The sequence below is a fragment of the Variovorax sp. dw_308 genome, assembly GCF_019207085.1.
Lineage (GTDB): Bacteria > Pseudomonadota > Gammaproteobacteria > Burkholderiales > Burkholderiaceae_C > Variovorax.
This window is the reverse complement of sequence record NZ_JAATOM010000005.1, coordinates 138798-157519: the sequence shown is the minus strand read 5'-3', so window position 1 is coordinate 157519 and position 18722 is coordinate 138798. Positions and strand designations below refer to the sequence as shown.

The 18722-nt window shown below is 66.4% G+C and carries 17 protein-coding genes; 13 read left to right on the top strand and 4 right to left on the bottom strand.

Annotated elements, in window-relative coordinates; translation table 11 throughout:
- The first annotated feature begins 144 nt into the window (after window positions 1–144).
- From HCU76_RS12730 to HCU76_RS12710, 5 genes are all read left to right on the top strand, one after another.
- Window positions 145–1767, top strand: coding sequence for an ABC transporter substrate-binding protein (locus HCU76_RS12730; RefSeq protein WP_218509503.1), 1623 nt, complete (start codon window positions 145–147; stop codon window positions 1765–1767).
- Between the two features lie 79 nt (window positions 1768–1846).
- Complete coding sequence (locus HCU76_RS12725; RefSeq protein WP_218509502.1) at window positions 1847–2602, top strand: 5'-methylthioadenosine/adenosylhomocysteine nucleosidase; 756 nt, start codon at window positions 1847–1849, stop codon at window positions 2600–2602.
- Window positions 2599–3144 carry an MOSC domain-containing protein gene (locus HCU76_RS12720; protein WP_218509501.1) on the top strand — a complete coding sequence of 182 codons (546 nt, stop codon included), beginning with the start codon at window positions 2599–2601 and terminating at the stop codon, window positions 3142–3144. Before HCU76_RS12725 ends, HCU76_RS12720 begins: the two co-directional genes overlap by 4 nt.
- A complete protein-coding gene (locus HCU76_RS12715; protein WP_218509500.1) occupies window positions 3128–3655 on the top strand; it encodes a hypothetical protein in 528 nt (175 codons plus the stop codon). Before HCU76_RS12720 ends, HCU76_RS12715 begins: the two co-directional genes overlap by 17 nt.
- A 114-nt stretch (window positions 3656–3769) precedes the next feature.
- A complete protein-coding gene (locus HCU76_RS12710) occupies window positions 3770–6115 on the top strand; it encodes a xanthine dehydrogenase family protein molybdopterin-binding subunit (protein WP_218509499.1) in 2346 nt (781 codons plus the stop codon).
- A 123-nt stretch (window positions 6116–6238) separates the two neighbouring features.
- On the opposite strand, the gene HCU76_RS12705 is transcribed toward HCU76_RS12710, so the two are convergent.
- Window positions 6239–6898, bottom strand: coding sequence for a dihydrofolate reductase family protein (locus tag HCU76_RS12705; protein ID WP_218509498.1), 660 nt, complete (start codon window positions 6896–6898; stop codon window positions 6239–6241).
- A gap of 139 nt (window positions 6899–7037) precedes the next feature.
- Window positions 7038–8027: a magnesium/cobalt transporter CorA gene (gene corA / locus HCU76_RS12700; protein WP_213956110.1), complete on the bottom strand. Its 990-nt coding sequence runs from the start codon at window positions 8025–8027 to the stop codon at window positions 7038–7040.
- A gap of 148 nt (window positions 8028–8175) precedes the next feature.
- Here corA and HCU76_RS12695 point away from each other — a divergent pair, with 148 nt between their 5' ends.
- From HCU76_RS12695 to hprK, 4 genes are all read left to right on the top strand, one after another.
- Complete coding sequence (locus HCU76_RS12695; RefSeq protein WP_218509497.1) at window positions 8176–10266, top strand: ATP-dependent helicase; 2091 nt, start codon at window positions 8176–8178, stop codon at window positions 10264–10266.
- Window positions 10267–10594: 328 nt separating this feature from the next.
- The gene (gene hpf / locus HCU76_RS12690) at window positions 10595–10924 is read left to right on the top strand and encodes a ribosome hibernation-promoting factor, HPF/YfiA family (protein WP_213956108.1); all 330 of its coding nucleotides are present in this window, start codon (window positions 10595–10597) and stop codon (window positions 10922–10924) included.
- A 117-nt stretch (window positions 10925–11041) separates the two neighbouring features.
- Complete coding sequence (locus HCU76_RS12685) at window positions 11042–11509, top strand: PTS sugar transporter subunit IIA (protein WP_213956107.1); 468 nt, start codon at window positions 11042–11044, stop codon at window positions 11507–11509.
- A gap of 225 nt (window positions 11510–11734) precedes the next feature.
- Window positions 11735–12691 (top strand): HPr(Ser) kinase/phosphatase, encoded by a 957-nt coding sequence (hprK, locus tag HCU76_RS12680; protein WP_213956106.1) that lies wholly within the window; start codon window positions 11735–11737, stop codon window positions 12689–12691.
- A gap of 20 nt (window positions 12692–12711) precedes the next feature.
- Here hprK and fur read toward each other — a convergent pair whose 3' ends face one another.
- A complete protein-coding gene (fur, locus tag HCU76_RS12675) occupies window positions 12712–13131 on the bottom strand; it encodes a ferric iron uptake transcriptional regulator (protein WP_213956105.1) in 420 nt (139 codons plus the stop codon).
- 85 nt (window positions 13132–13216) lie between these two features.
- Here fur and HCU76_RS12670 point away from each other — a divergent pair, with 85 nt between their 5' ends.
- From HCU76_RS12670 to HCU76_RS12655, 4 genes are all read left to right on the top strand, one after another.
- Window positions 13217–13771: an outer membrane protein assembly factor BamE gene (locus tag HCU76_RS12670; RefSeq protein WP_218509496.1), complete on the top strand. Its 555-nt coding sequence runs from the start codon at window positions 13217–13219 to the stop codon at window positions 13769–13771.
- A complete protein-coding gene (gene dapB, locus HCU76_RS12665) occupies window positions 13771–14571 on the top strand; it encodes a 4-hydroxy-tetrahydrodipicolinate reductase (protein ID WP_218509495.1) in 801 nt (266 codons plus the stop codon). The genes HCU76_RS12670 and dapB overlap by 1 nt, the downstream gene beginning before the upstream one ends.
- Before the next feature lie 25 nt (window positions 14572–14596).
- A complete protein-coding gene (locus HCU76_RS12660) occupies window positions 14597–15289 on the top strand; it encodes a MotA/TolQ/ExbB proton channel family protein (RefSeq protein ID WP_218509494.1) in 693 nt (230 codons plus the stop codon).
- A gap of 270 nt (window positions 15290–15559) precedes the next feature.
- Window positions 15560–16015: a biopolymer transporter ExbD gene (locus tag HCU76_RS12655; protein ID WP_213956101.1), complete on the top strand. Its 456-nt coding sequence runs from the start codon at window positions 15560–15562 to the stop codon at window positions 16013–16015.
- 208 nt (window positions 16016–16223) lie between these two features.
- Here the strand turns inward: HCU76_RS12655 and HCU76_RS12650 are convergent, their stop codons facing one another.
- On the bottom strand, window positions 16224–18698 hold the full coding sequence (locus HCU76_RS12650; protein ID WP_218509493.1) for a glycogen/starch/alpha-glucan phosphorylase: 2475 nt from the start codon (window positions 18696–18698) through the stop codon (window positions 16224–16226).
- Window positions 18699–18722 lie beyond the last annotated feature (24 nt).

Genomic DNA, 18722 nt, shown 5'->3' with positions numbered 1-18722 from the left:
TCGCGATACCTTCGGGTATCGCTGCGGTTTGCGCCTTGCCCTGACACGAAACGCATCGATTTCATTTGTGCCCGTACTTATGAAACGGGGTACCAAGCCGGCGTGCAGACCTTTTCCCGTTTCCCGTCCGAAGGAGTTTCCGCAATGAAAGCCAAGTCCCCTGTTGCGCGCCGCCTGCGTGCCGCCGCCGCCCTGATCATCCCGACCGCGCTGGCGCTCGCCTGCGGCGCTGCCGCCGCGAAGACGCTGGTGTTCTGCTCCGAAGGCAGCCCCGAGAACTTCTATGCGGCGATCAACACCACCGGCACCTCCTTCGACGTGACCACGCAGGTCTACGACAACCTCGTGCAGTTCGAGCGCGGCGGCACCAAGGTCGTGCCGGGCCTGGCCGAGAAGTGGGACATCAACGCCGACGGCACCGAGTACACCTTCCACCTGCGCAAGGGCGTGAAGTGGCACAACACGAGCAAGAGCTTCAAGCCCACGCGCGACCTCAACGCCGATGACGTGATCTTCATGATCGAGCGCCAGTGGAAGGAAAACGACCCCTACTTCAAGGTCACCAGCCCCAACCATTCGTACTTCAACGACATGGGCATGCCCAAGCTGCTGAAGTCCGTCGATCGCATCGACGACTACACGATCAAGATGGTGCTCAACAAGCCCGAGGCGCCCTTCCTGGCCAACCTGGCCATGCCCTATGCCGGCGTGCAGTCCAAGGAATACGCCATCGCGATGCTGAAGGCGGGCACGCCCGAGAAGATCGACCAGGACCCGATCGGCACCGGCCCGTACTACCTCGTGCAGTACCAGAAGGACGCGATCGTCCGCTTCAAGGCCTTCCCGCAATACTGGGATGGCAAGGCCAAGATCGACGACCTGATCTTCTCGATCACGCCCGACGCCTCGGTGCGCTGGGCCAAGCTGCAGAAGGGCGAGTGCCACGTCATGCCCTACCCGAACCCGGCCGACCTCGACGCGATCCGCAAGGACCCGAACGTGCAGGTGCTGGAACAGCCCGGGCTCAACATCGGCTACCTCGCCTACAACACCACCAAGAAGCCCTTCGACGACGTGCGCGTGCGCAAGGCCGTCAACATGGCCATCAACAAGAAGGCCATCATCGACGGCGTCTACCTGAGCACCGGCGTGGCCGCCAAGAACCCGATCCCGCCGACGATGTGGTCGTACAACGATGCGGTCAAGGACGACCCGTACGATCCCGAAGGCGCCAAGAAGCTGCTGGCCGCCGCCGGCCACGCCGACGGCTTCACCACCGACTTGTGGGCCATGCCGGTGCAGCGCCCCTACAACCCGAACGCCAAGCGCATCGCCGAACTGATGCAGGCCGACCTGGCCAAGGTCGGCATCAAGGCCGAGATCAAGACCTTCGAATGGGGTGAATACCGCAAGCGCATGCAGAACGGCGAGCACCAGATGGGCATGCTGGGCTGGACCGGCGACAACGGCGATCCGGACAACTTCTTCTATACGCTGCTCGGCTGCGCATCGGCGCAGTCCAACGGCTCGAACGTCGCCAAGTTCTGCTACCAGCCTTATGAAGAACTGGTGCTCAAGGCCAAGACCGTGGCCAAGCAGGCCGACCGCGATGCGCTCTACAAGAAGGCGCAGGTCGTCTTCAAGGAACAGGCGCCGTGGTTCACCATCGCGCATGCGGTGCAGCTGAAGCCTGTGCGCAAGGAAGTGGTCGACTTCAAGCTGAGCCCGTTCGGCCGCCACACCTTCTATGGCGTGGATATCAAGTAGCTTGTTGCTCGTCCACAGGATCCGCGTCGCTTCGTGAGGCGGATCCAACACCTTGCCTTCTGGCAAATGCAGAAGCGTCATGACCACTGCGATCCTCAGTGCGCTGCCCGAAGAGCAGGAAGGCCTGGCCGTTCAGCTTGAAGGGTTGCGCGTCGTGCGCCATGCGGGGCGCGACTTCCATGCGGGTGAGTGGCTCGGGCGGCCCGTGGTGTTCGCGCTGTCGGGCATCGGCAAGGTGGCTGCGGCCACGACGGCGGCGGCGCTCATCGAGCGCTTCAACACGCGGCGCATCGTGTTCACGGGTGTGGCGGGCGGGCTGCATCCCGATGTGCGGGTGGGCGACACGGTCGTCGGCGCCGAATTCCTGCAGCACGACATGGATGCCTCGCCGCTGTTCCCGCGCTTCGAGGTGCCCTTGTATGGGCGGTCGCGCTTCGTGGCGGATGCGGCGCTGGCCGCGCTGCTGCTGGCGGCGGCGCGCGCTCCGTCGGTGAATGCGAAGTCGCTCTTCGATGCACAGACGCTGGCGCGCTTCGGCATCGACACGCCGCATGTTCATCAAGGCTTGCTGATCAGCGGCGACCGCTTCGTTGCGCGCGCCGATGAAGCGCGCGCACTGCGCGCGGCGCTCCCTGATGCGATGGCCGTCGAAATGGAGGCCGCCGCGGTCGCGCAGGTCTGCCACGACCACGGCGTGCCCTTTGCCGCCGTGCGCAACATCTCGGACCGTGCGGACGACCAGGCGCATGTGGACTTTCCGGCCTATCTCACGCAGGTGGCCGGGCGGCAGGCCCGCGCGCTCATCGCCGCGCTGTTGCCGACGCTGCCGCCATGAACGGCCTGCGCGAACTCACGAGCCGATTCGCGCACGCGGGCCGGCTCGACGCGATCCTGCTGCGACCGGCGCGAGGCGCGCCCGTGCAGCCCGTCGCGCAGGTCATGGCGCTGGCCGGGCGCGGCCTGGCCGGTGATCGCATCGCGGCACGGATGCCCTCCGCAGCCGGCGGGGGCAGGCGACAGGTCACGCTGATCCAGGCCGAGCATCTGCCGGTCATCGCTGCGTTGTCGCGCCGCGAGGTGGTGAGCGTCGAATGGCTGCGTCGCAACCTGGTCGTCTCTGGCCTGAACCTGCTGGCCGCGCGTGCGCTGTTCCGCGACCAGCCCTTGCAACTGCGCATCGGCGCGGAGGTCGTGCTGGAAGTCAGCGGTCCCTGCGAACCTTGCTCGCGCATGGAAGAAGCCCTGGGTCCAGGCGGCTACAACGCCATGCGCGGGCACGGTGGCATCACGGCACGCATACTGGCGGGCGGCACGCTTCGCTGCGGCGACGCGGTGACGGTCACGCATTCCCTGAGACCCGATGAAACCCCTTCCTGACGCGCATCCTCTGCACTCGACCTGGCTTGAGAAAGCGCGGGCGGCATGCAGCGCCCTGAAGAGGCGCCTGGGCCGCGAAGAGGGCGGCGGAATGAAGCTGCTGCTGTTTCCGCTGGCCGGGGCGATGCTCGGCTACTACCTGAGCGAACGCGGCGGCGTGGGTCTCAGCGCCGTCATCGGCGCGCTGGCCACGCTCGTCTTCACACTGGCGGGCGCCGGCATCGGGCTGCTCGCCAGCCTGGCCATCGCAGGCATCCAGGCACAGACGCCCGAGACCGAAAAGCGGCACCTGCGCGTCTGCAACGGCACCGACGTGTGCCCCGGCACCGGCGAGTGGATCGGCAGCGTTGACGCCCGTCATCCGCAGGCGCGCACCTTCAATGTCTGGAATCGCACGGCCTACGTCGTGGAAGGGCAGGCTTTCCCGGATCCGCAGGCGCTTGTCGCGGGCGTGCAGGCGGTGGAAGTCACGTGGAAATGGGTGCGCCCGGCGCCCGCGGAGCAATCCTGAAAAACGCGCGTCGCGCATTCGCCCCGCCGTTGCAGCGAGCGCCGCCGCGACATTGCGTTTCATGGCAAAGTCCATGCGCTGGCCGCTGGGGCCATTGATTGATGAGGTCGACACTTGAACGCTTCCGTCTCCACCCCCACCCCCGTCCCTGCAGCCGGCCGCTTCGGCAGCGGCAAGGAAGTCCGCCGCGTCGAAGACGACACGCTGGTGGCGGGCCTCGGCCGCTACACCGACGACATTTCCTTTGCCGAGCAGGCCCAGCTCAGCTTCTCGCGATCGCCCTATCCGCATGCGCGCATCGTCTCCATCGACACCTCCGCCGCGGCCGCGATGCCTGGCGTACTCCGGGTCATCACGGGTGCGGACCTGGTCGCCGCCGGCGTGGAGCCCCTGCCGGGCGTGGCCGGCTTCGTGCGCGCCGACGGCACTGCCGCCGCGACCGCGCCGCGCCGCCCGCTGGCGCATGAGCGCGTGCGCTTTGTCGGCGAACCCGTGGTCGCGGTGGTGGCCCGGACCCTGCAGCAGGCGCGCGACGCGGCCGAGGCGGTGTCCATCGACTATGAAGCGCTGCCCATGGTGATCGACCCCGAGCTGGCCATCGCGCCCGGCGCGCCGGTGCTGTGCGATGACGCGCCCGACAACATCTCCTGCGAAATGCGCCACGGCAGCGCCGAGGCCGCGGACGCCGCCTTTGCCAAGGCCGCGCACGTGGTCAAGCTGCACATCGTCAACCAGCGCCTAGCCGCCGTCACGCTGGAGCCGCGCTCGATCGTCGCCGACTTCGACAAGGCCAGCGGCCGCACCACGGTCCACATGAGCACGCAGATGCCCTCCGGCGTGCGCGACACGCTGTGCGATGCGGTGCTCAAGATCCCGCGCGACCAGATCCGCGTGCGCGTGCCCGACGTCGGCGGTGGCTTCGGCATGAAGACCGGCATGTACCCGGAGGATGCGGTGGTCGTGTTCGCCGCCCGCGCGCTCAAGACGCCGGTCAAGTGGATCGCCGACCGCAGCGAGGAATTCACCTCCACCACGCACGGCCGCGACGTGCACGTGGACGCCGAACTGGCGCTGGCCGTCGACGGCAAGATCCTCGCGCTGCGCGTGCATTCGCTGGCCAACGTGGGCGCCTATGGCACCGGCGTGGGCGTGGCGATCCAGCTGCTGATCGGACCGTGGGTGCAGACCAGCATCTACGACATCCAGACCATCGATTTCCATTTCAAGGCGGTGATGACGAACACCGCGCCCACCGGCGCCTACCGCGGCGCCGGCCGGCCCGAGGCGATCCACAACATGGAGCGCCTGATGGACGAGGCGGCCCGCCAGACCGGCATGGACCGCATCGCGCTGCGCCGCCGCAACTTCATCCAGCCGGAGCAGATGCCCTACACCAACCCGATGGGCCAGGTCTACGACACCGGCCGCTTCGAGCACGTGATGAACCAGGGCCTGGCGCTGGCCGACTGGAGCGGCTTCGAAGCGCGCGCCGCCGAGTCGAAGCAGCGCGGCAAGCTGCGCGGCCTCGGTATCGCGACCTTCCTCGAATGGACCGGCGGCAACGTGTTCGAGGAACGCGTGACCGTGTCGGTGCTGGCGGACGGCATCATCGAGGTGTTCTCTGCCGTCAACGCGATGGGCCAGGGGATCGCCACCTCGCTGATGCAACTCGTGGTCGATGCCTTCGGCGTGCTGCCCGAGCAGGTGCGCGTGGTGCTCGGCGACACCGACCGCGGCGACGGCTTCGGCAGCGCCGGTTCGCGCTCGATCTTCACCGGCGGCTCGGCCGTGCGCGTGGGATCGGAGCGCACCATCGACCACGCCCGCGGCCTGGCCGCGAAAGAGCTCGAAGCCGCGCCGGAAGACGTGAAGTACGCCGAAGGCAGCTTCACGGTGGCCGGCACCGACCTGAAGATCGGCCTGTTCGAGCTGGCCGGCAAGCAGCCCGACCACCGCATCTTCATGGACTCCACCAGCACCGTGGCCGGCCCGACCTGGCCCAACGGCTGCCACATCAGCGAAGTCGAGGTCGACCCGTTGACGGCGGATGTCGAAGTGGTGGCCTATGCCTCGGTCAACGACGTGGGCAACGTGGTGAACCCGATGATCGTGCGCGGCCAGCTCGACGGCGGCGCGGTGCAGGGCATCGGCCAGGCGCTGCTCGAGCAGATCGTCTATGACGCCGAGACCGGCCAGCCCCTGACCGGCAGCTTCATGGACTACGCCATGCCGGTGGCCCGCACCTCGCCCGACTTCAAGACCGAGATGGACCAGTCCACGCCCTGCAAGAACAACCCGTTGGGCGTGAAGGGCGTGGGCGAACTGGGCACCATCGGGGCCACGCCGTCGGTGGTCAACGCGGTGGCGGATGCGCTGGCGCGCAACGGCTTCGGGGCCAGGACGACGCAGTTGCAGATGCCCTTGAGCCCGACGCGGCTCTGGGACCAGATGCACGGCTGATATGAGGCCGCCCTGCGGCGCGCCCGATACGGTTCATACGGTTCGCCTTCCAATGCATGGGTGCGCCGTGCCGTGCCATGGCGGCCTTGCGCCCCTGGTCTGCGCCGGAACGCGCAGGCCTCGTCAGGCGCCTTTCGCGTTCCGCGTCAGGACCAGATGCATTGCTTTCTCCGAAGCGGCGCGCTCGCTGCAGCTGTAGCCCAGGTCGCGCAGGTCGAGGCCGTGGAAGAGGTGTTCCCCCTGGCCGAGCAGCACTGGCGCCACCGCCAGGTGCATCTCGTCGATGAGCCCTGCCTCTAGATAGGCGCGGATGACGCTCACCCCGCCGCCCACCCGGATGTCCTTGCCACCGGCAGCTTCCCGAGCCCTCGTCAACGCTTCATGAATTCCGCCCGTGATGAAGTGAAAGGTCGTCCCGCCCTCCATCTCCAGCGGGGGGCGCGGATGGTGCGTCAGCACGAAGACCGGCACGTGATACGGCGGGTTGGCGCCCCACCACCCTTTCCATTCGAGATCGGGCCACGGTCCCCGAACCGGGCCGAACATGTTCCTGCCAAGGATCCAGGCGCCGAGGTTCGCGAAGCCCCTGGCGGCGAAGTCGTCATCGACGCCGGTGCTTCCCTCATCGCGTCCGAAAAGCGTTCGCTGGAAGGTGCGCGTGGGGAAAACCCAGCCGTGCAGTTCGCCGCCGTTGCGTCCCAGCGGGTTGTCGATGGACTGATCCGGCCCCGCCCCGTAGCCGTCCAGCGAGATTGAAAAGCTTGCGACCCTGAGTTTCGACATGTCGTGTTTCCTGGAATCCGCCAAACGGCGCCGAAAGGATATCGCTGTTCGCGAAACACCGCGGAACCGGCTTTGCCGGGCCGCCGGTGTTGCCCCCGGTAGGGGGTGAGAGCCGCGACGCGGCGACCTGGGGGCGAGCCTAGCTCAACCAGCCCTTCCGCCCGAAGTACCACATCGGCACCAGCGCACTCGCCGCCATCATGATCACCACGTACGGATACGACAGGCTCCCCAAGGCCTGCAGTTCCGGAAACTGCATGTTCATGCCGTAGATGCTCGCCACCAGCGTCGGCGGAAGCAGCGCCACGCTGGCCACCGAGAAGATCTTGATGATCTTGTTCTGGTTGATGTTGATGAAACCGACGGTCGCATCCATCAGGAAGTTGATCTTGTCGAACAGGAAGGCCGTGTGGTTGTCCAGCGACTCGATGTCGCGCAGGATCTGCCGCGCCTCCTCGAACTGCTCGGCGCTGAGCATCTTGCTGCGCATCATGAAGCTCACCGCGCGGCGCGTGTCCATCACGTTGCGGCGGATGCGGCTGTTCAGGTCTTCGTGGCGCGCGATCTCGCCGAGCACCTCGCTGGCCAGCGCGTCGGTCATGTTGCCGCGCAGCACCTTCTCGCTGACCTTCTTCAGGTCGTCGTAGATGTTCTCCAGCGTGTCGGCGGAATATTCGGCGTCGGCGTCGAACAGCTTCAGGAGCACTTCCTTGGCGTCCTCGATCAGCCCCGGCGCCCGGCGCGCGCGCATGCGCACCAGACGGAACACCGGCACGTCCTCGTCGTGGATCGAGAACAGCACGCCGCGGCTGCGCAACTCGGCGTTGTGCTGGTTCAGGATGAAGGCGACCCGCACCGAGCGCGGGTCCTCGCTGTCATCGATCAGGAAGTCGCTGCGAATGTGCAGCTCGCCGTTGTCTTCCTCGTAGAACCGGGCCGATTCCTCGATGTCCTCGTCCATCGCGTCTTCAGGAATCGACAGCCCGTAGTACTGCTTGACCCAACGCTTTTCCTCGACCGACGGCGACTCCAGGTCGACCCAGATCGGCTGGAACTTGGACAGCTCTTCCAGCGACTCGATTTCTTCCTGGACGAGTCGGCCGTTGGCGAGCGTGAAGATATTCAGCATGGCGCGGATTATCTGTTGCCGCCTGTGACGTGCGCGTTGCATCGTGCCGGGGTGCCTCCCTCTCCACTCGGGGAGAGGGCCGGGGTGAGGGCGGCACCCGCGTCTCGGCGAGCTCTACGCGCTGGATGAATGTACAGTTCACTTTCCCATGTCGCTGACAGCCGAAGCTCCCTCCCAAGCCGCCGAAACACCCGCGCAACGTCTGGCGTCGGTCCTCGCCGCGCTCAACGACGAGCAGCGTGCGGCCGTCATGCATCCAGGGCCCGAGCCGCTGCTCGTGATTGCCGGCGCCGGCTCGGGCAAGACCAGCACGCTGGCGCATCGTGTCGCGCACCTGATCGCCCAGGGCGCAGATCCCCAGCGCATCCTGTTGCTGACCTTCTCGCGCCGGGCAGCGCAGGAAATGGAGAGGCGCGCCGGACAGGTGGTGGCGCGCGTGCTGGGCCTGCGCTCCGAAGCGCCGCCGGCCCTGCCCTGGGCCGGCACCTTTCACGGCGTCGGTGCACGCATCTTGCGCGAGCACGCCACGCAGATCGGCCTCGACGAGAACTTCACTATCCACGACCGCGGTGATGCCGAGGACCTCATGGGCCTGGTGCGGCATGAGATCGGGCTGTCCGCCACCACGCGGCGCTTCCCGCGCAAGGGCACCTGCCTCGCGATCTATTCGCGCTGCGTCAACACTCGCGAGCCGCTCGAAAGCGTGCTCAAGCACACCTTCCCCTGGTGCGCGGAATGGGCTGCCGAACTCAAGCGGCTGTTCGGCGGCTACGTCGAGGCCAAGCAGCAGCAGAACCTGCTCGACTACGACGACCTGCTGCTTTGCTGGGCCGAGATGATGAGCGAGCCGTCCCTGGCCGAACTCGTCGGCTCGCGCTTCGACCATGTGCTGGTCGACGAATACCAGGACACCAACCGCCTGCAGGCCGCGATCCTGATTGCGCTCAAGCCCGATGGCCGCGGCCTGACCGTGGTGGGGGACGACGCGCAATCGATCTACTCGTTCCGTGGCGCCACCGTGCGCAACATCCTCGACTTCCCCGGCCAGTTCTCGCAGGCGGCACGCATCGTTACGCTGGAGCGCAACTACCGCTCCACGCAGCCGATCCTCGATGTGTCCAACGCCGTCATTGCGCATGCCGCCGAGCGCCATGCCAAGACCCTCTGGACCGACAAGCCGTCCGCCGGCCTTCCCCAACTGGTGCTGGTGCCCGACGAGGCGCAGCAGGCCACCTGGGTGTGCGACCGCATCCTGGCGCACCGCGAGGGCGGCCTCGCGTTGAAGTCGCAAGCCGTGCTGTTCCGCACCTCCAGCCACAGCGCCGCACTGGAACTCGAACTGGCGCGCCGCAACATTCCCTTCGTCAAGTACGGCGGCCTCAAGTTCCTGGAGGCGGCCCACGTCAAGGACCTGCTGGCGGTGCTGCGATTCGTGCAGAACCCGCGCGGGCGCATGGCCGGCTTTCGGGTGACGCAGCTCATTCCGGGCGTCGGCCCGGCCACCTCGTCGCGGTTGCTCGACGCCATGGGCGAGGCGGCCGATCCGGGCGCCGTGGTGCGGGACTTCCAGCCGCCGCCGGGGGCTCGCGAAGAATGGCAACGTTTTGCCGATATCTACGGGGAGTTGCGAGCAGCGGCTTCGCCCTGGCCTGCCGACATGGAAGCGGCGCTGCGCTGGTACCTGCCGCATCTCGAACGACTGCATGACGATGCCGGCGTGCGCCGCGGCGACCTCGAACAATTGGCCCGGCTTGCGTCGGGATATTCATCGCGTGAAAGTTTTCTTACGGAACTTACGCTCGACCCGCCGTCGGCCACCAGCGACCGCGCCGGCCCGCCGCTGCTCGATGAGGATTACCTGATCCTGTCGACCATCCATTCGGCCAAGGGGCAGCAGTGGCGCTCGGTGCATGTGCTCAACGTGGTGGACGGCTGCATGCCGGCCGACGTGGCCCAGGGCGCGGCCGAACTGGAGGAGGAGCGCCGGCTGCTGTACGTCGCAATGACGCGTGCGCGCGACCATTTGCACCTGGTCGTGCCGCAGCGCTTCTATGTAACGCAGCAGGCCGCGCGGGGCGACCGCCATGTGTACGCCGGCCGCACTCGCTTCATCGATGCGGCCGACGCCGCGCGCTTCGAGCACGTCACCTGGCCGCCGCCACCCGAGCGCCCTGTCTTCGTGCCGCCGCCGGCGGCCGCCATCGACCTTCGAAATCGCCTGCGCAACGCCTGGAAATAGCGCCGTCGCGCGCTCGCTGGACGAAGTGAATAAAAACTCACTACAGCGTTTTTGAAACCGACGGTAACTACCTGCAACGTGTGCAATGCATCACGGTTTTCCCTGCCATTCGGGGATTGCAATTCGATGACACGGGGGGCATAGTGAACCGGACCCCCAGCGGGTTTTCTGCAACCACCTCTCTTTCCCTTCCCTTCCACACCTCTTTTTCCGCTCCCTTCCCGTCCCTTCCACTCCCTATCCATGTTGTCCCCGTGGCCCCTCCCTCAGTCGAGGGGAGGTCCTTTTCACCAACGGTCTATCAACGGTCTATCCCAGGAGGTCATTCATGAATCTGACGATCAGCGGTCATCACCTCGACGTCACTCCAGCATTGCGCAGCTATGTCACTAGCAAGCTTGATCGGATCACCCGCCACTTCGACCAGGTGGTCGATGTCAAGGTGCTGCTAACGGTTGAAAAGCAGAAGGAAAAGGAGCGCAGGCAACGGGCCGAGTGCAACATCCACGTGAAGGGCAATGACATGTTCGCCGAGTCGAGCCATGCTGATCTTTACGCCGCTGTCGACGAGCTGGTCGACAAGCTGGACCGCCAGGTGGTGCGCCACAAGGACCGTCTGCAGGACCATCATCACGCCGCGCCCAAGCGCATCATGTAATACGGACTGTTTCGAGCCGCTGACGTGGCTCAGGGCAAACACTCTTGCGGGCCGCCTTTTGGCGGCCCTTTGCTTTTCGCGAGGTCGGTGCATAATCGCCATCGCCCTGCCCCAAACATGAATCGCCTCGCGTCCATCCTGCCGCCCGCTCAAGTCCTTGTGAGCGTCGACGCTACAAGCAAGAAACGTGCCTTCGAAGAGGCCGGCTTGCTGTTTGAAAACCTCCACGGCCTCGGTCGCGCCTTGATCACCGACAGCCTGTTCGCGCGCGAACGGCTCGGATCGACCGGGCTTGGTCACGGCGTGGCGATACCACACGGTCGCATCAAGGGCCTCAAGGCGCCGATGGCGGCCGTGTTCCAGTTGGCCGATCCGATCGGCTTCGACGCGCCCGACGAGCAACCGGTCGTGCTGCTGATCTTCCTGCTGGTGCCGGAGGCGGCCACGCAGAAGCACCTCGAAATCCTCTCCGAGATTGCCGAATTGCTCAGCGATTCCGGCCTGCGCGAAAAGATCAAGTCCAGCACCGATGCGCGCGCCCTCCATGCGCTGATCGCGGGCTGGCAGTCCGCGCAAGTCGCGTAACTTCCGCTCGCCTTTGAATGGCGCATTTCGTGCGCTTTCCCAGCCGCTGCTGCGGCCTCTTCCCATGCATCGCAGACGCCGGTTCCCCGGCGCAATCGCCGCTCGCCCTCAGGCGCCGCGCCATCGCGTGCCCTGCCAGCGAGGCCATGCCAGTGGCCCCGCAATGCCGGTTCCACGTTATTCTTGGACTGAATACCCCAGAGCATTCGTCCTTTCCCATCACCCATGAAGCACACAGTCATCAGCGCGGACGCGATGTTCGAGGAATTTCGCGGATCGCTTCGCTGGGAGTGGCTGGCCGGGCTGGGCGCATCGGAGCGGCAGTTCGAATCGGACGTCATCAGCCGCGCCCAGTCGGCGGCGGACCTGGTCGGCTACCTCAACTACATCCATCCTTATCGCGTGCAGATCCTTGGCGCACGCGAGGTGGCCTACCTCACGCGCGGCACCAAGGAAGACTGCGCCCGGCGCATTGCGCGCATCGTCACGCTGGAGCCGCCGATGCTGGTGCTGGCCGACGCGCAGACCGCGCCGGACGAACTGCTGTCAATCTGCGAACGCGCGCAATTGCCGCTGTTCGCCACGCGCGAGTCCTCGGCCTTCGTGATCGACCTGCTGCGCGCCTACCTGTCCAAGCACTTCGCCGAGCGCACCTCGATGCACGGCGTGTTCATGGACATCCTGGGCATGGGCGTGCTGATCACCGGGGAATCGGGGCTGGGCAAGAGCGAACTGGGGCTGGAGCTCATCTCCCGCGGCAACGGGCTGGTGGCCGACGACGCGGTGGACGTGTTCCGCATCAACCAGAACACCATCGAAGGCCGTTGCCCCGAACTGCTGCAGAACCTGCTGGAGGTGCGCGGCATCGGCCTGCTCGACATCCGCGCGATCTTCGGCGAGACGGCGGTGCGCCGCCGCATGCGGCTCAAGCTGATCGTGCACCTGGTGCGGCGCGACAGCTTCGAGCGTGACTACGAGCGCATGCCTTCGGCGCCGCTGACGCAGGATGTGCTGGGGGTGCCGGTGCGCAAGGTCATCATCCAGGTGGTGGCCGGCCGCAACATCGCCGTGCTGGTGGAGGCGGCGGTGCGCAATTCGATCCTGCAGTTGCGCGGCATCGACACGTACGCCGATTTCGTCGCGCGCCACCACAAGGCGATGGAGAGCGGCCTGGCGGAGTGACCGGCCGTCTTTACCCGGCTTTACCTTCGACTGGTGCAGCTGGCGCAGAGGCCGTAGAGGGACATCGCGTGATCCTGCAGGATCCAGCCCTTGTCCTGGGCGATCATCTGCTGTCGGCGCTCGATCTCGGGGTCGTAGAACTCCTCGACCTTGCCGCATCCGGTGCAGATCAGGTGATCGTGGTGCTTGCCTTCGTTGAGTTCGTAGACCGCCTTGCCGCTCTCGAAGTGGCTGCGCTCCAGGATGCCGGCCTGCTCGAACTGCGTCAGCACCCGGTAGACGGTGGCCAGGCCGATGTCGGAATGCTCGTTGAGCAGTACGCGGAAAACGTCTTCCGCCGTCATGTGCCGCTGCCCGCCGGTCTGGAAGATCTCGAGGATCTTCAGGCGCGGGAGCGTGGCCTTCAGGCCGGTGTTCTTGAGTTCTTCGATGTTGGCCATGGTGGTTTCAGTGATGGCCCGCGGACCGGGTCCGCCGGGGGCCAGCCGCTACAATGGTTCGATCATATCGCTACCCTTTCTCCCCATGCCCGTCATCCCCCATTGCCGATCGGGCGCGCTGGCCGCCGCACTGCTGACGTGCTTGAGCCTGGCGGCTTGCAGCAGCGTTGCGGACAGCACGCGCGGCGCGCTCACGGCGGTCACGCCCTACAAGATCGAAGTGGTGCAGGGCAATTTCGTTTCCAAGGAACAGGTCGGCGCGCTTCGCACCGGCATGTCCCGCCAGCAGGTACGTGACATCCTCGGCACCTCCTTGCTGAGCGATGTGTTCCATGCCAGTCGCTGGGACTACGTGTTCACGATTCGGCGCCAGGGCGTGGAGCCGCAGCAGCGTCGCCTGACGCTGTACTTCGACGGCGAATTGCTGCAGCGCTTCGAAGGCGACGAGATGCCGAGCGAGGAAGAATTCGTTGCCACGCTCGACACGCGTCGCAAGAGCGGCAAGGTGCCCGAGCTCGAGGTTCCGGAAGACAAGCTCAAGAAGATCGCGCCGGCCGAGCCGGAAAAGCCCGTTGAAGAGACCGCCGCGCGCGCGCCGCTGCCGGCGAGCTATCCCCCCCTCGAATCGACGGGTCGCTGATGCATCGCATTGCCATTGCCGGCGCGTCCGGCCGCATGGGGCGCATGCTGATCGAGGGTGTTCGCGACGCAGACGACTGCCAGCTCGCCGGTGCGCTCGATATCGCCGCAAGCCCCGCCATCGGTAGCGATGCCGGCGCCTTTCTCGGATTCAACTCGGGCGTCCCGATCGTCGCCGACCTGCGCCAGGGCCTCCAGAACGCACAGGTGCTGATCGACTTCACGCGACCTGAAGGCACGCTGGCGCATCTCGCGGCATGCCGCGAGCTTGGTGTGCAGGCGGTCATCGGCACCACCGGCTTCAGCGATGCGCAGAAGGTGGAGATCGCCGCGTTCGCCAAGGACATCGCGATCGTGCTGGCGCCGAACTTCAGCGTCGGCGTGAACGTCACCTTCAAGCTGCTCGAAATGGCCGCCAAGGCGCTCTCGACGGGCTACGACATCGAGATCATCGAGGCGCATCACCGGCACAAGGTCGATGCGCCTTCGGGCACCGCGCTCAAGATGGGCGAGGTCATCGCGGACGCGCTGGGCCGCGACCTGAAGGATTGCGCCGTGTACGCCCGCGACGGCATCACTGGCGAGCGCGACCCGTCCACCATCGGCTTTTCCGCGATACGCGGCGGCGACATCGTGGGCGAACACACCGTGCTGTTCGCCGGCACCGGCGAGCGCATCGAGATCACGCACAAGTCGGGCAACCGGGCGCACTACGTCCAGGGCAGCCTGCGGGCGGTGCGTTTCCTGGCCGACAAGAAGGCCGGCCTGTTCGACATGTTCGACGTGCTCGGCCTGAAGTGACGGACTTCGGGCCCGCTGTCACCGGATGACCGTCCTCGAGCAGCTGACCCAGGGCGACGGTGTCAGCCGCGGCGTGGCGGCGCTGTTGCTGGCGATGTCGATCGGGAGTTGGGTCGTCATTCTCTGGAAGACCTGGTTCCTGCGCGGCGGCACGCGCGACCTGCTGCGCAGCGTCGCGGCCTTCTGGCAGGCGCACACGCTCACCGAGGCGCTGCACCACGTCAAGTCCTTCGACCGCGGCATGCTGGTGCTGCCCTCGGTGCTGGCATTGCAGGGCTTGGCAAGTTCACCGGCGACGAAGGGCAGCCTCGGCGCCACGGGCGGGCGCGACGCGCACCTGACGCGGGTGCTCCGCGTGGCATTGCACGGGACCATGCGGCGCGTGTCGGCCGGGCAGATCCTGCTGGCCACCGTGGGCGCGACCGCACCCTTCGTCGGCTTGCTGGGCACGGTCTGGGGCATCTACCACGCGCTGACGGGCATCGCGCAGTCCGGCGCCTTCACCATCGACAAGGTGGCCGGTCCCGTCGGCGAGGCGCTGATCATGACGGCCGCCGGGCTGGCGGTCGCCATTCCTGCCGTGCTGGCCTACAACTGGTTCGGCCGCGTGATCGGGCGGATCGAGGCGGAACTGGAAGGCTTTGCGCACGACCTGCTGGCGGTGTTCGGCGAGCGGCCCGAAGCGGGCTTGCCGACGGCCGGGACGATGTTGATCTGAACATGACCCCCACGCTTGCTCACTTCGTGTGCTCGCTGCCCCCGAGAGGGCTGCAGGCCGCCTTGGGAGCGGCCCGGCGTCGGCCTGGACATGACGACCCCCACCCTCGTTCACTTCGTGTGCTCTCTGCCCCCGAGGGGGTTGCAGCCCGCCTTGGGAGCGGCCCGGCGCCGGCCTGGACATGACCCCCACGCTCGCTCACTTCGTGTGCTCGCTGCCCCCCAAGGGGGCGGCAGGCCGCCTTGGGAGCGGCCCGGCGCCGGCCTGATCATGCCCTTCGGTCGCTCAGCCCTGGGAAGCAGCAGCGGCAGCGGCGGTCGGGCCACGGGCGCGGGCGGGCAGCGGCCGCTGTCGGACATCAACGTGACGCCGCTGGTGGACGTGATGCTGGTGCTGCTGGTGATCTTCATCATCACGGCGCCGTTGCTGGCCAGTTCGATCCGGCTCGACCTGCCGCAGACCGATGCGGGCAAGCCGAACGACGAGCCGCGCTTCGTGAGCCTGGTGGTGGATGCCAAGGGGATCGTCTATCTCAACGACGTGCCCATGGACGATGCGCAACTCGCCGCGCGCCTGAAGCAGGCAGCGCTCGAAAATCGCGATACCGAGGTGCAACTGCGCGCGGACATCACCGTGCCCTACGGCAAGGTGGTCCAGATCATGGGGATCGCGAACACGGCGGGGTTGAGCCGGATCGGCTTCGTGACGGAAGCGCCTGCGCGCTGAATTGCTGGTCTTGCGATGCGAGGCTGCCGAACGCGGGTAGCCGGACGCAGAGGACGCGAAGGTTACGCGAAGGACGCGAAAGGAAGACAAACGGCCTTCTTACCTTCTTTCTGTCTTTTTTTGCGTCCTTCGCGTTCCTTCGCGTTCCTTCGCGTCCTTCGCGTACGGCCAAGTCCGCTTTCCGCAGCCTCGGCCCCAGGGCCCGACCTCAGCTCTCCAAGTGCACCGGCTTGGTCTTCCAGATATCGTACGAATACTCGGCGATCGTGCGGTCTGACGAGAACGCGCCCATGCCGGCGACGTTGAGGATCGCCATGCGGGTCCATGCGTCGCTGTCGCGGTAGAGCGCGTCGACCTTCTCCTGCATTTCGACGTAGCTCGCGTAGTCGGCCAGCAGCAGGTAGTTGTCGCCCCAGTTCACCAGCGTGTCGAAGACCTGCTGGTAGCGCGAAGGCTCGCCGTGCGAGAACATGCCGTCGCGGATCGCGTCGAGCACCCGCTTGAGTTCGAGGTCGTTGTCGTAGTAGTCGCGCGGCTGGTAGCCCTTGGCGCGGATGTCGGCAACCTCCGGCGTGGTGTGGCCGAAGATGAAGATGTTCTCGGCGCCGACGTTCTGCTGCATCTCGACATTGGCGCCGTCCAGCGTGCCGATGGTAAGCGCGCCGTTGAGCGCGAACTTCATGTTGCCGGTGCCGGAGGCCTCGGTGCCGGCGGTGGAGATCTGCTCGCTGAGGTCGGCGGCCGGGATGATGCATTCGGCCAGGCTCACGCTGTAGTTGGGCAGGAACACCACCTTCAGCAGCTTGCCCACGCGCTCGTCGTTGTTGATGACCGTGCCGACGTCGTTGATGAGGCGGATCACCATCTTGGCCATGGCATAGGCCGACGCGGCCTTGCCGGCGAACACCACCACGCGCGGCACATGGGGCGCATCGGGCTCGTCGAGGATGCGGTGGTAGCGCGTGATGACGTGCAGCACGTTGAGCAGCTGGCGCTTGTATTCGTGCATGCGCTTGACCTGCACGTCGAACATGGCGTCGGTGTCGACGACGATGCCCATGTGCTGCTCGATCCAGTTGGCCAGGCGCAGCTTGTTCTCGCGCTTGGCATGGCGGAAGGCACGAACGAAGGGCGCCTGCGCGGCCATCGGCCGCAACGCCTGCAGCTGGTTGAGGTCGCGCCGCCAGCCGCGGCCGATCCGGGCGTCCAGCAGGCTGGCCAGCGGCGGGTTGGCTTGTGCCAGCCAGCGGCGCGGCGTGACGCCGTTGGTCTTGTTGTTGAAGCGCTCGGGGAAGATCTTGTTGAAGTCGGCAAAGATCGACTGCTTCATCAGCTCCGAATGCAGGCCCGAGACCCCGTTGATCGAGTGGCTCGCGAGCACCGCCACGTAGGCCATGCGCACGCGGCGCTCGCCCGATTCGTCGACCAGCGACAGGCGCCGCATCAGTTCGTGGTCGCCACCGAACTTCAGCGCCACCGAGCCGAGGAATCGCGCGTTCAGGTCATAGATGATTTGCAGGTGGCGCGGCAGGATGCGGCCCATCATCTCGACCGGCCAGGTCTCCAGCGCCTCGTGCATCAGCGTGTGGTTGGTGTAGCTGAACACCTTCTGGACCTGCTCCCAGGCGGCGTCCCACGGCAGGTTGTGCTCGTCCAGCAGCAAGCGCATCAGCTCGGGCACGGCCAGCACGGGGTGCGTGTCGTTCAGGTGGATGCTGACCTTTTCGGCGAGCTTGTCGAAGTTGGTGTGGGTGCGCAGGTAGCGGCGCAGCAGGTCCTGCACGCTGGCGCTGCAGAAGAAATATTCCTGGTGCAGGCGAAGCTCGCGGCCGGACGGCGTGGAGTCGTCGGGATAGAGCACGCGCGAGACGTTCTCGGAGTGGTTCTTGCTCTCCACCGCTGCCATGTAGTTGCCGCGGTTGAAGGCCGAGAGGTCGATCTCCTCCGTAGCGCGCGCCGACCAGAGCCGCAGGGTGTTGGTGGCCGGCGTGCCGTAGCCGGGAATGATGGTGTCGTAGGCCACGGCCAGCACGTCGTGCGTGTCGACCCAGTGGGCGGCGCCGTAGGGCTCGTCATGGCCGACGCGCTTCTGCACGTGGCCGCCGAAGCGCACGCGGTAGTTGACCTCGGGGCGCTGGAATTCCCAGGGGTTGCCGCGCGTGAGCCAGTAGTCGGGCGTCTCGACCTGCTGGCCGTCGACGATGCGCTGGCGGAACATGCCGTATTCGTAGCGGATGCCGTAACCCATGCCGGGCACGCCGAGCGTGGCCATGGAATCCAGGAAGCAGGCCGCCAGCCGACCGAGGCCGCCGTTGCCCAGCGCCGCGTCGGGCTCGCGCTCGGTCAGCGCCTCGATGTCGACCCCGAAGTCGGTCAGTGCCTGCTTCACCGTGCCGTACAGCTCCAGCGCGAGCAGCGCGTTGGTGAAGGTGCGCCCGATGAGGAACTCCATCGAGAGGTAGTAGACGCGCTTCAGGTCCTGCTTGTAGTTGGCGCGGGTGGTCGCCATCCAGCGCTCGACGAGTTGGTCTCGCACCGCCGCCGCCGTGGCGTGCAGCCAGTCGTCCTGGCTGGCGGCGACGGGATCCTTGCCGACCGTGTAGATCAGCTTGTTGGCGACGGCCCGCTTGAAGGCCGCGACGTCGCGGTCGGGGTGGTCGTAGGCAAATTCTTCGATCGTCATGCGCGTATCCCTAGAGTCGTCTTT

Bases quoted from the DNA above. Each gene is read 5' to 3' on its own strand.
- HCU76_RS12695 (WP_218509497.1), top strand. From the start codon at position 8,176: ATGTCGCTGACAGCCGAAGCTCCCTCCCAAGCCGCCGAAACACCCGCG.
- HCU76_RS12670 (WP_218509496.1), top strand. From the start codon at position 13,217: ATGCCCGTCATCCCCCATTGCCGATCGGGCGCGCTGGCCGCCGCACTG.
- HCU76_RS12685 (WP_213956107.1), top strand. From the start codon at position 11,042: ATGAATCGCCTCGCGTCCATCCTGCCGCCCGCTCAAGTCCTTGTGAGC.
- HCU76_RS12650 (WP_218509493.1), bottom strand. From the start codon at position 18,698: ATGACGATCGAAGAATTTGCCTACGACCACCCCGACCGCGACGTCGCG.
- dapB (WP_218509495.1), top strand. From the start codon at position 13,771: ATGCATCGCATTGCCATTGCCGGCGCGTCCGGCCGCATGGGGCGCATG.
- HCU76_RS12715 (WP_218509500.1), top strand. From the start codon at position 3,128: ATGAAACCCCTTCCTGACGCGCATCCTCTGCACTCGACCTGGCTTGAG.
- HCU76_RS12660 (WP_218509494.1), top strand. From the start codon at position 14,597: ATGACCGTCCTCGAGCAGCTGACCCAGGGCGACGGTGTCAGCCGCGGC.
- HCU76_RS12655 (WP_213956101.1), top strand. From the start codon at position 15,560: ATGCCCTTCGGTCGCTCAGCCCTGGGAAGCAGCAGCGGCAGCGGCGGT.
- HCU76_RS12705 (WP_218509498.1), bottom strand. From the start codon at position 6,898: ATGTCGAAACTCAGGGTCGCAAGCTTTTCAATCTCGCTGGACGGCTAC.
- HCU76_RS12720 (WP_218509501.1), top strand. From the start codon at position 2,599: ATGAACGGCCTGCGCGAACTCACGAGCCGATTCGCGCACGCGGGCCGG.
- HCU76_RS12725 (WP_218509502.1), top strand. From the start codon at position 1,847: ATGACCACTGCGATCCTCAGTGCGCTGCCCGAAGAGCAGGAAGGCCTG.
- corA (WP_213956110.1), bottom strand. From the start codon at position 8,027: ATGCTGAATATCTTCACGCTCGCCAACGGCCGACTCGTCCAGGAAGAA.
- fur (WP_213956105.1), bottom strand. From the start codon at position 13,131: ATGGCCAACATCGAAGAACTCAAGAACACCGGCCTGAAGGCCACGCTC.
- hpf (WP_213956108.1), top strand. From the start codon at position 10,595: ATGAATCTGACGATCAGCGGTCATCACCTCGACGTCACTCCAGCATTG.
- hprK (WP_213956106.1), top strand. From the start codon at position 11,735: ATGAAGCACACAGTCATCAGCGCGGACGCGATGTTCGAGGAATTTCGC.
- HCU76_RS12730 (WP_218509503.1), top strand. From the start codon at position 145: ATGAAAGCCAAGTCCCCTGTTGCGCGCCGCCTGCGTGCCGCCGCCGCC.